The organism is Enterobacter cloacae complex sp. P38RS, assembly GCF_014930775.1.
Lineage (GTDB): Bacteria > Pseudomonadota > Gammaproteobacteria > Enterobacterales > Enterobacteriaceae > Enterobacter > Enterobacter bugandensis.
Genome location: NZ_JADBRS010000001.1, coordinates 369427 through 381949, shown reverse-complemented (window position 1 = coordinate 381949; position 12523 = coordinate 369427). Strand labels below are relative to the sequence as shown.

Genomic DNA, 12523 nt, shown 5'->3' with positions numbered 1-12523 from the left:
CTCCCACAGAGAGAGGGCCTGGTGAGGGCATCAACCCGTACCGTTATTGCATTTTGATCGTCGCAATCGGCTTCGGCGTGATGCCAAAATCTTCCTTCAGCTCGCGCTTGCTCTTCATCACCATCTGACCGTTAGTGTCGATAGTCATGTGTTGCGCATCGATGTTATTGCGCGCCTGCCACAGCATCACAAGCTGCAAACTGTTCTCTTTTTGCTCAGGCGTGAGCGCCACACCGTCCGGCCATTTTCCCAGCTCAACGGCGGTCACCAGACGCTGATAAACTTCCGGGGTCATCCCGTTAATCATGTCCTCAATATTCACGATCTCTCCCTTTCAAAGGAATAATTTGCTGAATCGTTTTTTCAACCCTTAATCTGGTCGCCGTTTTCATCATCGGTAAAGCTCATTGAGGCCGAATTCACGCAGAAACGCTCACCGGTTGGCTGAGGACCATCCGGGAAGACGTGCCCCAGGTGCGCGTCGCAGTTACCGCAGCGAATTTCCGTGCGCACCATACCGTGCGACGAGTCGGTCAGATAGCGGATTGCGTCATCGCTCACCGGCTCGTAAAAGCTCGGCCAGCCGCAGCCGGAGTCGTATTTCGTTTGTGAATTGAACAGCGGGGCATCGCAGACCAGACAGTGATAGACACCGTCTCGCTTGTTGTGCAGTAATCGCCCGGTAAATGGCGGCTCCGTGCCGTGATTCTGGGTCACGTAAAACTGCATTTCGGTGAGGTTTTTTTTCAAATCGTCAGGGTTATGTTGGTTCGACATATGCTTACATCTCGCTGTAGAAACAGACATCTTTTAACCCGGATTCTAACAAAACATTAACACCCTTGCGTGCACTTTTGTTCTAAACTTATGTGTCGCGAAAAGGCGGTCAGGCAATTGTGATCACGTTCACATTTTTATCCTGCGAGGACTTTAAAATTCCGGGCGCAGCCCCCATGTGGTTGCAAGCTCAAAGGGAAAGTGAGGCGAGTCAGTCGCACAAACGTTAGTCACAGGATTGATTTGTCGCAATGATTGACACGATTCCGCTTGACGCTGCGTAAGGTTTTTGTAATTTTACAGGCAACCTTTTATTCACTAACAAATAGCTGGTGGAATATATGACTATCAAAGTAGGTATCAACGGTTTTGGCCGTATCGGCCGTATTGTTTTCCGTGCTGCTCAGAAACGTTCTGACATCGAAATCGTTGGTATCAACGATCTCCTGGACGCTGAATACATGGCGTACATGCTGAAGTACGACTCAACTCACGGTCGTTTCGACGGCACCGTTGAAGTGAAAGACGGCCACCTGGTTGTTAACGGCAAAACCATCCGCGTTACTGCTGAGAAAGACCCAGCTAACCTGAAATGGAACGAAATCGGTGTTGACGTTGTTGCTGAAGCAACCGGTATCTTCCTGACCGACGAAACTGCACGTAAACACATCACTGCGGGTGCGAAGAAAGTTGTTCTGACTGGTCCTTCCAAAGACAACACCCCAATGTTCGTTCGCGGTGCAAACTTCGAAACTTACGCTGGCCAGGACATCGTTTCTAACGCATCCTGCACCACCAACTGCCTGGCACCGCTGGCTAAAGTGATCAACGATAACTTCGGCATCATCGAAGGTCTGATGACTACCGTTCACGCGACCACCGCTACTCAGAAAACCGTTGATGGCCCGTCTCACAAAGACTGGCGCGGCGGCCGTGGCGCGGCTCAGAACATCATCCCATCCTCTACCGGTGCTGCTAAAGCGGTAGGTAAAGTACTGCCAGAACTGAATGGCAAACTGACTGGTATGGCGTTCCGCGTTCCAACTCCTAACGTATCCGTTGTTGACCTGACCGTTCGTCTGGAAAAAGCTGCTTCTTATGAAGAAATTAAGAAAGCAATCAAAGCTGCTTCCGAAGGCCCAATGAAAGGCGTTCTGGGTTACACCGAAGACGACGTTGTATCTACCGATTTCAACGGCGAAGTGTGCACTTCCGTGTTCGATGCTAAAGCAGGTATCGCACTGAACGACAACTTCGTGAAACTGGTTTCCTGGTACGACAACGAAACCGGCTACTCTAACAAAGTACTGGACCTGATCGCTCACATCTCCAAATAAGTTGAGATGAGTGTTTGATCCAAAAAGGCGACTTCGGTCGCCTTTTTTATTGTTTTTAGACAGAGGATTGCTTAATGATAAATAAAATTTTTGCACTTCCGGTAGTCGAACAACTTACCCCTGTGCTCTCCCGCCGTCAGATTGACGGTGCCGACGTTATCGTCGTTGACCACCCGCGCGTTAAAGCCTCCGTGGCGCTGAACGGCGCACACCTGCTCTCCTGGAAACCGGAAGGCGAAGCGGAAGCGCTGTGGCTGAGTGACGCCACCTCGTTCAAAAAAGGGGATGCGATTCGCGGCGGCGTACCGATCTGCTGGCCGTGGTTTGGCCCGTCCTCACAGCCGGGTTTGCCTTCTCACGGTTTCGCCCGTAACCAGCAGTGGACGCTGAAAGCGCATAACGAAGACGACAACGGCGCAGTGCTGACCTTTGAGCTGCAGGCTAATGATGAAACCCGCGCCCTGTGGCCGCATGATTTCACCCTGTATGCCCGCTTCAAACTGGGTCAAAGCTGCGAGATTGAGCTGGAAGCCCACGGCGAGTTCGAGACCACCTCTGCCCTGCATACCTACTTCAACGTGGGTGACATCAATGCAGTGAAGGTGAGCGGCCTGGGCGATACCTTTATCGACAAAGTTGATAACGCGAATGAAGGTAAGCTGAGTGACGGCGTTCAGGCGTTCCCTGACCGTACTGACCGCGTCTATCTGCATCCGGAAGCGTGCAGCGTGATCCACGACGGTGCTCTGAACCGCGGCATTGAGGTGGTTCATCACCATCACAGCAACGTGGTGGGCTGGAACCCGGGGCCTGCACTCTCCATCAGCATGGCCGACATCCCTGATGACGGTTACAAAACGTTCGTCTGCGTGGAAACAGCCTGCGTGACGACCCCGCAAAAAGCGAGCGAGGAAAAGCCGTCTCGTTTAGGGCAGACAATTCGCATCGTTAAGCGATAAGGTCGCTGCACCACACCAAAGCAAACGGGGCGCAAGCGCCCCGTTTTGATGCAATGATTGCACCGCAATAATGCACAATCAGAACTTGTAGGTCACACCCACCGAGAAGATGCCAGCCCAGGACTTATCAACCATCGGGCTATCCTTCACTTCGTCGCTCAGACGCTCGTAACGGCCGGTACCGTAGACGTTCCAGTCGCCGAGGAAGTTATAGCTCGCGGTCAGCTCCAGGTAAGGATCCCAGCCATCATCGGCGCTGTAGCTTTTCAGCCCACTGCGGCGGGACTCGTTTTTAGAAACGCCGTAGTAATAGTCGTTGTAGTTTTCACTGTTGTACTGCACGCCGATACCCGGCGTCAGGGTGAGCCCACCGTTGGTATAGCGATACAACCACGCCAGATCCCAGATAAAGCCGTTGCTGTTATCCAGCGTATCACCCGCCAGGGCCGTACGGAGGAAGCCATACTGGGTGTTATGCACGTATGAAAGCCCGGCCATCATGGAGCTTTTGCGCTTGTCGAGCTGGCGAAGCGCGTGGCTGTCGCTGTCGCCCGGCTTGAAGTGCGTTGGATCGTAGTAGGCCATGATAGAAAGCTTATCGGCCGTATCGTTCCACAGATAGTAGCCGCCGCCGAGACCGCGGAACCAGAAGTTATCGCCTTCATAGGTGATAACGGGTACAGGATAAACATCGCGGTCATACTGTTTGTATGGGCTGTTAATGACGCCAACGCCCGCACCCACCGTCCACTGACTTTCCGCCTGAGCGGTGCTAACTGCGGTCGCGGCAAGGATGCCCAATGCCAGAAGTTTGAGTTTGGTCACAATCCATTCTTTCCTGTAGTCAAATAATCAGCGGGTGAAGTGTAACCGCCATTCCCGTACATCCCAAAATTTTTTGCCTGCTAATCAGTCTGATTAACCCATTATTTTTAACTTTTCAGATGACAACCCGCTTTCATTTATATGACCGCTGAATGAAAAACGTGCTTAAGCCTTATAACCAGGGTGGAAATTTTTGGATGAGTTATTGATATGTCATTGAAATTAGTTTTTCTCAGCATGCAAGTTTGGCAAATGCCATCTACGCTTAAATTTAAGAAGAGTTTTCCTGAACACCTGCGGTTCTTAGCGTCTGACCTGGCACACAGGTTGCTGCTCTGGCAGTGGGGTGCGAGAGATTCTCTTCCGGGAGCCTCCACTACTCATACGAACGGCTCTTATCCTGTGCTAAAAAACGAAAGGACGGCATGCCATGAATATATTCGATCACTATCGCCAGCGCTACGAAGCTGCCAAGGACGAAGAGTTCACACTGCAGGAGTTTCTTACCATTTGTCGGCAAGATCGCAGTGCCTATGCCAATGCGGCAGAACGGCTATTGATGGCTATCGGTGAGCCAAACATGGTTGATACTGCCCTGGAGCCACGGCTTTCCCGTCTATTTTCGAATCGGGTGGTCGCCCGATATCCGGCGTTCGAAGAGTTCTATGGTATGGAAGATGCCATTGAACAGATTGTCTCCTATCTGAAGCATGCCGCCCAGGGTCTGGAAGAGAAGAAACAGATCCTCTATTTACTCGGCCCCGTCGGCGGCGGTAAATCCTCGCTGGCTGAACGCCTGAAGTCGCTGATGCAGCGCGTACCGATTTATGTGCTGAGCGCCAACGGCGAACGCAGCCCGGTGAACGACCATCCGCTGTGCCTGTTTAACCCGCAGGAAGATGCGCAAATTCTGGATAAAGAGTTTGGCATCCCGCGTCGCTACCTCGGCACCATTATGTCGCCGTGGGCGGCAAAACGCCTGCACGAATTTGGCGGTGATATCACCAAATTCCGCGTCGTGAAAGTGTGGCCATCCATACTGGAGCAGATCGCTATCGCCAAAACGGAACCGGGTGATGAGAACAACCAGGATATCTCGGCGCTGGTGGGTAAAGTCGATATCCGTAAGCTGGAAAACTTCGCACAAAACGACCCGGATGCCTATGGCTATTCCGGTGCGCTGTGCCGCGCCAACCAGGGGATTATGGAATTCGTCGAGATGTTTAAAGCACCGATCAAAGTGCTGCATCCTCTGCTGACGGCGACCCAGGAAGGGAACTATAACGGGACGGAAGGTATCTCCGCCCTGCCGTTTAACGGGATTATTCTCGCCCACTCGAACGAATCGGAATGGGTGACCTTCCGTAATAACAAAAACAATGAGGCCTTCCTTGACCGCGTGTACATCGTCAAGGTGCCTTATTGCCTGCGGATCTCCGAAGAGATCAAAATTTACGAAAAACTGCTTAACCATAGTGAGCTGGTGCATGCGCCATGCGCTCCTGGCACGCTGGAAACGCTCTCACGCTTCTCCATCCTGTCGCGTCTGAAAGAGCCGGAAAACTCCAGCATCTATTCGAAAATGCGCGTCTACGACGGTGAAAGCCTGAAAGATACCGACCCGAAAGCGAAATCGTACCAGGAATACCGCGATTACGCCGGGGTTGATGAAGGGATGAACGGCCTCTCCACGCGTTTCGCGTTTAAGATCCTCTCCCGGGTCTTTAACTTCGACCACGCGGAAGTGGCGGCCAACCCGGTTCATCTGTTCTACGTCCTGGAGCAGCAAATCGAGCGCGAGCAGTTCCCGCAGGAGCAGGCCGAACGCTACCTTGAGTTCCTGAAAGGCTACCTGATCCCGAAATATGCCGAGTTCATTGGCAAAGAGATCCAGACGGCCTATCTGGAATCCTATTCAGAATACGGGCAGAACATTTTCGACCGCTATGTCACCTATGCTGACTTCTGGATCCAGGATCAGGAGTACCGCGACCCGGATACCGGCCAGCTGTTTGATCGTGAATCCCTGAACGCGGAGCTGGAAAAAATCGAGAAGCCTGCCGGGATCAGCAACCCGAAAGACTTCCGTAATGAGATTGTGAACTTCGTCCTGCGCGCCAGAGCGCATAATAACGGGCGCAATCCGAACTGGACCAGCTACGAGAAGCTGCGCACGGTTATTGAGAAGAAAATGTTCTCCAATACCGAAGAGCTGCTGCCGGTGATCTCGTTCAACACCAAAACCTCAACCGACGAGCAGAAGAAACACGACGATTTTGTCGACCGTATGATGGAAAAAGGCTACACCCGCAAACAGGTTCGCCTGCTCTGCGAATGGTATCTGCGCGTGCGTAAATCGTCCTAAAACAAGTGCCCGGTAGCGCCTGCGCCTGCCGGGCCAACAAAAACGCAAGTTGGCAAATGCAGTACGGGGGGTATATGACCTGGTTTATTGACCGGCGTCTTAACGGCAAAAACAAGAGCACGGTGAACCGCCAGCGCTTCTTGCGCCGTTATAAAGCGCAAATTAAACAGTCGATCTCCGAGGCCATCAACAAACGCTCGGTGACCGACGTCGACAGCGGCGAGTCTGTCTCCATCCCTACCGATGACATCAGCGAACCGATGTTTCATCAGGGGCGCGGCGGCCTGCGCCATCGCGTTCATCCAGGTAACGACCACTTCGTTCAGAACGACAGGATTGAGCGCCCTCAGGGCGGCGGCGGTGGTTCAGGAAGCGGTCAGGGGCAGGCCAGCCAGGACGGTGAAGGCCAGGATGAGTTCGTTTTCCAGATTTCGAAAGATGAATATCTCGACCTGCTGTTTGAGGACCTTGCGCTGCCGAATCTGAAAAAGAATCAGCATCGTCAGCTTAACGAGTATAAAACCCATCGCGCGGGCTATACCGCTAACGGCGTGCCCGCCAATATCAGCGTTGTGCGTTCGTTGCAGAATTCTCTGGCGCGTCGCACGGCCATGACGGCAGGCAAACGTCGCGAACTGCGCGAGCTGGAGAGCAGCCTGAAGGTCGTGGAAAACACGGAGCCGGCGCAGCTGCTGGAAGAGGAGCGCCTGCGTAAAGAGATTGCCGAGCTAAGAGCGAAGATCGACCGCGTGCCGTTTATCGATACCTTCGACCTGCGCTACAAGAACTACGAAAAACGTCCCGAACCCTCCAGCCAGGCGGTGATGTTCTGTCTGATGGACGTCTCCGGCTCGATGGACCAGGCCACCAAGGATATGGCGAAGCGTTTCTATATCCTGCTCTACTTGTTCCTGAGCAGAACCTATAAGAACGTGGAAGTGGTCTATATCCGCCATCACACCCAGGCCAAAGAGGTGGATGAACATGAGTTCTTCTACTCCCAGGAGACCGGGGGGACCATCGTATCAAGCGCCCTGAAGCTGATGGATGAAGTAGTGAAAGAGCGTTACGACCCGGCGCAGTGGAACATTTATGCCGCCCAGGCGTCGGATGGCGACAACTGGGCCGACGACTCACCGCTGTGTCACGAGATCCTGGCGAAGAAAATTCTGCCGGTGGTGCGTTACTACAGCTATATCGAAATCACCCGTCGCGCCCACCAGACCCTGTGGCGGGAATATGAACATCTGCAGTCCATGTTCGATAACTTTGCCATGCAGCATATCCGCGATCAGGATGATATTTATCCTGTGTTCAGGGAGCTGTTCCACAAGCAATCTGCTACCAGCAACGCATAACCCAACAGCCAGCGAATCCGCTGGCTGTTTTCTTTCGACCCCGTTTATCCCGTGCTAATGTAGCAAGCTGCATACTGGATTATCACCGGGAAAATTGTGATGACTGACGACGTTATGGGGACAAGTACCTACCATCAGCTGATTACCTTACTCACCGAGCAGGGCGCGCGTTTTCGCGTCATGGAGCACGAGGCGGTGGGGAAATGCGAAGCGGTGAGTGAAATTCGCGGGACCGATCTGCGCCAGGGGGCAAAAGCCCTGGTCTGCAAGGTGAAGGGCAACGGCGTTAAAAAACATGTACTGGCGATCCTGGCCGCCGACCTGCAGGCCGATCTGAGCCAGCTTGCCAGCCATTTTGGCGGGCTTAAAGCCTCCCTCGCCAGCCCGGCCGAGGTCGATACCCTTACCGCCTGCGTTTTTGGCGCGATCCCGCCCTTTAGCTTCCATCCTGATTTGGCGCTGGTGGCCGACCCGCTGCTGTTCGAGCGTTTCGACGAAATTGCTTTTAACGCCGGTTTACTGGAGAAATCCGTGATCATGGACACCCAGGATTACCTGCGCATCGCCCGTCCTGAGCTTGTAAACTTCCATAAAGCGTCGTCGTGACGGCGCTAGCCTCTTCTTTCCAGAAACAGCACGGAGGCGACGAGAATCACGGCAATAGCGAAAAACGATGAGGAGATAATGAGCGTTTCAACAAACATGTGATCGTTCATGATGGCGATCCCTTTGCGATACCTGCCTTCGTTTTAATCCGCGTAAATGACAGGGTAATGACAGCGATAAAATCTTTTAAACGCTGTCCTCCGCCGCGTTTGCGCGTACAGTAAGCAGGATAATTATTCTGGCAAGGATCCCCCATGTTTGACCCGACTCTGCTCATTCTTCTGGCGCTCGCCGCGCTCGGCTTTATCAGCCATAACACCACCGTCGCCATCTCGATTCTGGTGCTGATTATTGTGCGCGTGACCCCGTTAAATAGCTTTTTCCCGTGGATAGAAAAACAAGGCCTCACCATCGGGATCATCATTTTAACCATCGGGGTGATGGCTCCCATCGCCAGCGGCACCCTTCCCGCCTCAACGCTGCTGCACTCGTTTGTGAACTGGAAATCGCTGGTGGCGATCGCGGTGGGGATTTTTGTTTCGTGGCTGGGCGGACGCGGCGTGACGCTGATGAGCAGCCAGCCCTCGCTGGTGGCGGGCCTGCTGGTGGGCACGGTACTCGGCGTGGCGCTCTTCCGCGGCGTGCCGGTAGGCCCGCTGATTGCGGCAGGGCTGGTGTCCCTGTTTATCGGGAAGTCATAGTCAGGCTGGCCATGTAACGCGCCGGCGTCTGGCCCAGCCCCTTTTTGAACATGGTGATAAACGCGGTGGTAGAGTCATAGCCCAGAGACTGTGCCACCTGCTGCACCGATTTCCCGCTAATCAAATGCTGTAACGCCACGATCAGCTGAAGCTGGTGACGCCAGCGGCGAAAGCTTAAACCGGTCTCTTTGACCACCAGCCGCGCCAGGTTGCGTTCACTCATCGCGAAATGGCTCGCCCACTGTGCCAGCGTCTGCCAGGCGGCGTGCTCTTCCGCCATCTTCTCGCTCATCAGCCGGATTTTAGGATGGGGAGAGACGGGCAGCTGCAGATGCTCCTGGCGCTGGAGCGGCAGTTCGTCAAACAGGACGTCCACCAGACGCGATGTGGCCGCAAGATGCAGCTGTTCTCGCGGTTTTTCCGCCAGGGATAAAATCAGCTCCCGCACCAGGGGAGAGATTTTCAGGGTGCAGCAGCGGTCGGGCAGGCTGGCGGCACCAGGCTCAATAAACAAAAAGCAGAGCTGCGCCCCCGGCGTGGCCCTGTTGCTGTGCGGCATTTGGCCTGGGATCCAGACGGCATACTGGGGCGGTACCATCAGCATCGCATTTTCCACTTCGCAGGTGATCGCGCCGCCAAGGGCCAGAATCAGCTGCCCCTTACGGTGTTGATGCTGCGGAATATATTGTTCTTCCGTCACCACGCGGATGCGAAACGCGACGGCCGCATCGTGCTGGCTATCAGGATCGTAGCCGTCCAGTCCCAGACCAATCATCAGGTTGTCCGATATTAGCGATAAACTGTCATTTTAGCCTGATTTCAACCGCTGAGAAAATCGGTATTGTGTGCGCTCGCTTGAACGTATGAGAACACAATGACTACTGCTCTTCGCACCTCAGGAAAACAGGGCGCGCTGTTGATTGCAGGCATCCTGATGATTGCCACCACGCTTCGCGTCACCTTTACCGGCGCAGCGCCGCTGCTCGATACCATTCGCCTTGATTATGGCTTAAGCACGGCGCAAACCGGTCTGCTGACCACCCTGCCCCTGCTTGCCTTTGCTCTTGTCTCCCCGCTCGCGGCGGGCGTTGCCCGGCGTATCGGCATGGAGCGCAGCCTGTTTATCGCCCTGATGCTGATTTGCATCGGGATTGCGGTTCGCTCCCTGCCTTCCGCTACCCTGCTTTTCATCGGAACGGCGGTGATTGGTTGCGGGATCGCGCTGGGGAATGTGCTGCTGCCCGGCTTAATTAAGCGTGACTTTCCGGGTCAGGTGGCAAAACTCACCGGCGCCTATTCCCTGACGATGGGTGTCTCTGCCGCGTTAGGCTCGGCGCTGATTGTTCCCCTGGCGCAGGGTGATGCGGGCTGGCACGGCGCGCTGTTGATGCTGATGGCGTTTCCGCTGATCGCACTGCTGCTCTGGCTGCCGCAGTGGCGTCAAAAACACGTCGCAACGGTAACGGGCGCAGGCGCGCTGCATAACCGCGCGATCTGGCGCTCGGCACTCGCCTGGCAGGTGACGCTCTTTCTGGGGATTAACTCGCTGATTTATTATGTCATCATCGGCTGGCTGCCGGCCATATTACTCAGCCATGGCTTCAGCGAAGCGCAGGCCGGCTCGGTGCACGGTCTTTTACAGCTTGCCACGGCCGTGCCGGGGCTTGCCGTTCCGCTCGTCCTCCAGCGCCTGAAGGATCAGCGAACCATCGCCGGAGCGGTTGGGCTGATGTGCGCGGTTAGCGCGGCGGGTTTGTGGTTTATGCCTGAGATGGCGGTGATGTGGACGCTGGTGTTTGGCTTTGGTACCGGGGCAACGATGATCCTCGGCCTGACGTTCATCGGCCTGCGCGCCAGCTCCGCACACCAGGCGGCAGCGTTGTCCGGTATGGCACAGTCTATTGGTTATCTGCTCGCCGCCTGCGGTCCGCCGCTGATGGGTAAAATTCACGATTCGGCTGGAGACTGGCGGATCCCGCTTCTCGCCTGCGCGCTGGCCGCTGTCGTCATGGCCATCTGCGGCGTACTTGCCGGGCGCGACCGGGAAATCGCGCCCCGATAAACACAGTGGCAGACCATCGGGTCTGCCTTTTTTACCCGCGCGCCGCGCGCAGCATTGCCTGCACCAGCACCACCGGACGCCCTTCCAGCGCAGCACGCTCGTGCTGGAATAAGGTGATAACAAAGAACGGATGGGTCACCAGCTCCGCAGCGCGAATTTCCCCCTGCTCGTCCCAGCCCGTTACGCGCATATCACCGCTCTCCAGTTCCTGAGCAAACGCCGCCGATACGCCATAGTTACAGTGATAACCCTCTACGATTTCCGGCTTTCCGTAGGCCTTCGCGATCAGCGTATTATTGCGCAGCTCAATGGCATCGGTTTTCTCCACCAGCGAGCAGTTCAGCGGCGCAATCACCATCGTGCCTTCGGTATCCGTCTCAGCATGTGCCGCGTCGCTCCAGCCCAGCACGTTACGGGCATACTCAATTAACGCATGCTGGAACCCACCGCAGGTGCCCAGGAACGGAATGCTGTTTTCACGCGCGTAGCGTGCGGCAATAAAGGCCGCCTCGGTATTTTTATAGGGGCTTGCGGGAACCAGCCAGATGGCATCGTAGCCCACCAGATCCTCAGAACTGGTTAATTCCGTGGTGGCAAGCCAGTCGTAATCGGCGGTGAGGTCAAGGACCGCGGCGGCGTCGTCAATGGCCAGCGGGATCGCCTTGTGTGCAATAACATCAGGATTGTAATCGCCAACCAGCGCAATGCGCAGCGTCGTTTTAACCGGGAGGTGTTCCATGAAAGGTTCCTTATGCCAGAGTATTATCAGATAACATAAGGAACCTCAGACTACCGATCTTCTGCAATTATCACAATACCTTAAATTGGGAGGGTGGAATTATGATTCAGTGCAAACGCGTCTATGAACAGGCGAGCCCGGGCGATGGCTATCGGGTTCTGGTGGACAGGCTCTGGCCCCGTGGGGTGAAAAAAACGGACCTCGCGTATGACGAATGGTGTAAAACGCTCACACCGTCCAGCGCGTTACGCAAGGACTTTCATAGCGAAGCGATTGATTTCGCGGCCTTCACTAAAGCCTACAAGGAAGAGCTGGCGCAGCATAAGGACGAAGGAGAGCGTCTGGCGGCGCTGGCGAAAAAGCAGACCGTAACCCTGCTCTACGGCGCGAAGGACACGAAGCAGAATCACGCTCTGGTCTTAGCCGACTGGCTGCGCCATCTGTGATCAGCTGACCGTCAGCTCATCGTGAATTTGCGGAGCTTCGTCCGGGGTGAGCGGCATCAGGTGTTCGGCGCGCACAAACGCAAAGCCGTGCTGATTGTCAAAGGCGTAGACGTCTCCCGTCACCAGCCAGAGCGCGCGGTCCGCGCTTGCGGGTAACTGCGTCATCACGCCGTTGACCGGGTTAACGAAACGCTGGCCGGGTTGGCAGAGACCAAATAGCTCCACAGATTTACCAATATTGCGACGGCCTGACGCCGTGCGGGCACCGACGATCATCGCCACGCTGCCCGGTTTAAGCTGAAACATACTTCTCTCGCGGTAACGGTAGCCAGAAATTGGCTAAGAATA

Annotated in this window: 15 protein-coding genes; 8 read left to right on the top strand and 7 right to left on the bottom strand. The window is 55.0% G+C overall.

Going from position 1 to position 12523, the window contains the following annotated elements; translation table 11 throughout:
* Positions 1-43 precede the first annotated feature (43 nt).
* Positions 44-322, bottom strand: a complete 279-nt coding sequence (locus tag IM303_RS01850) for a YeaC family protein (RefSeq protein ID WP_150143501.1) — start codon at positions 320-322, stop codon at positions 44-46.
* 41 nt (positions 323-363) lie between these two features.
* The gene (gene msrB / locus IM303_RS01845) at positions 364-777 is read right to left on the bottom strand and encodes a peptide-methionine (R)-S-oxide reductase MsrB (RefSeq protein WP_028012770.1); all 414 of its coding nucleotides are present in this window, start codon (positions 775-777) and stop codon (positions 364-366) included.
* 341 nt (positions 778-1118) lie between these two features.
* On the opposite strand from msrB, the gene gapA reads away from it, so the two are divergent.
* Entirely contained in the window at positions 1119-2114 is a 996-nt protein-coding gene (gapA, locus tag IM303_RS01840) for a glyceraldehyde-3-phosphate dehydrogenase (protein ID WP_006809136.1), read from the top strand.
* Between the two features lie 74 nt (positions 2115-2188).
* Positions 2189-3073 (top strand): D-hexose-6-phosphate mutarotase, encoded by an 885-nt coding sequence (locus IM303_RS01835; RefSeq protein ID WP_193359530.1) that lies wholly within the window; start codon positions 2189-2191, stop codon positions 3071-3073.
* Between the two features lie 78 nt (positions 3074-3151).
* On the opposite strand, the gene IM303_RS01830 is transcribed toward IM303_RS01835, so the two are convergent.
* Positions 3152-3898 (bottom strand): MipA/OmpV family protein, encoded by a 747-nt coding sequence (locus IM303_RS01830; RefSeq protein WP_041910477.1) that lies wholly within the window; start codon positions 3896-3898, stop codon positions 3152-3154.
* A 430-nt stretch (positions 3899-4328) separates the two neighbouring features.
* On the opposite strand from IM303_RS01830, the gene yeaG reads away from it, so the two are divergent.
* The 3 genes from yeaG (at position 4329) to IM303_RS01815 (ending at position 8227) form a co-directional block, all read left to right on the top strand.
* Positions 4329-6263: a protein kinase YeaG gene (gene yeaG / locus IM303_RS01825; protein WP_014883443.1), complete on the top strand. Its 1935-nt coding sequence runs from the start codon at positions 4329-4331 to the stop codon at positions 6261-6263.
* 74 nt (positions 6264-6337) lie between these two features.
* Positions 6338-7621 (top strand): YeaH/YhbH family protein, encoded by a 1284-nt coding sequence (locus IM303_RS01820; RefSeq protein ID WP_028012767.1) that lies wholly within the window; start codon positions 6338-6340, stop codon positions 7619-7621.
* A gap of 99 nt (positions 7622-7720) precedes the next feature.
* A complete protein-coding gene (locus tag IM303_RS01815; protein WP_193359529.1) occupies positions 7721-8227 on the top strand; it encodes a YbaK/prolyl-tRNA synthetase associated domain-containing protein in 507 nt (168 codons plus the stop codon).
* 5 nt (positions 8228-8232) lie between these two features.
* On the opposite strand, the gene yoaI is transcribed toward IM303_RS01815, so the two are convergent.
* Positions 8233-8337 (bottom strand): small membrane protein YoaI, encoded by a 105-nt coding sequence (yoaI, locus tag IM303_RS01810; RefSeq protein ID WP_088205013.1) that lies wholly within the window; start codon positions 8335-8337, stop codon positions 8233-8235.
* Between the two features lie 144 nt (positions 8338-8481).
* On the opposite strand from yoaI, the gene IM303_RS01805 reads away from it, so the two are divergent.
* Positions 8482-8928 (top strand): DUF441 domain-containing protein, encoded by a 447-nt coding sequence (locus tag IM303_RS01805; RefSeq protein ID WP_045261610.1) that lies wholly within the window; start codon positions 8482-8484, stop codon positions 8926-8928.
* On the opposite strand, the gene IM303_RS01800 is transcribed toward IM303_RS01805, so the two are convergent.
* On the bottom strand, positions 8912-9703 hold the full coding sequence (locus IM303_RS01800; protein WP_305038773.1) for a helix-turn-helix transcriptional regulator: 792 nt from the start codon (positions 9701-9703) through the stop codon (positions 8912-8914). The genes IM303_RS01805 and IM303_RS01800 overlap by 17 nt on opposite strands.
* Positions 9704-9802: 99 nt before the next feature.
* Between IM303_RS01800 and IM303_RS01795 the strand changes: the two genes are divergently transcribed.
* Positions 9803-10990, top strand: a complete 1188-nt coding sequence (locus tag IM303_RS01795) for a CynX/NimT family MFS transporter (protein ID WP_028012764.1) — start codon at positions 9803-9805, stop codon at positions 10988-10990.
* A 31-nt stretch (positions 10991-11021) separates the two neighbouring features.
* On the opposite strand, the gene IM303_RS01790 is transcribed toward IM303_RS01795, so the two are convergent.
* Positions 11022-11729 carry a CTP synthase gene (locus tag IM303_RS01790; protein WP_193359528.1) on the bottom strand — a complete coding sequence of 236 codons (708 nt, stop codon included), beginning with the start codon at positions 11727-11729 and terminating at the stop codon, positions 11022-11024.
* 101 nt (positions 11730-11830) lie between these two features.
* Here IM303_RS01790 and IM303_RS01785 point away from each other — a divergent pair, with 101 nt between their 5' ends.
* Entirely contained in the window at positions 11831-12175 is a 345-nt protein-coding gene (locus tag IM303_RS01785; protein ID WP_041910484.1) for a DUF488 domain-containing protein, read from the top strand.
* Here the strand turns inward: IM303_RS01785 and IM303_RS01780 are convergent, their stop codons facing one another.
* A complete protein-coding gene (locus IM303_RS01780) occupies positions 12176-12481 on the bottom strand; it encodes a hypothetical protein (RefSeq protein WP_193359527.1) in 306 nt (101 codons plus the stop codon).
* Positions 12482-12523: the final 42 nt, after the last annotated feature.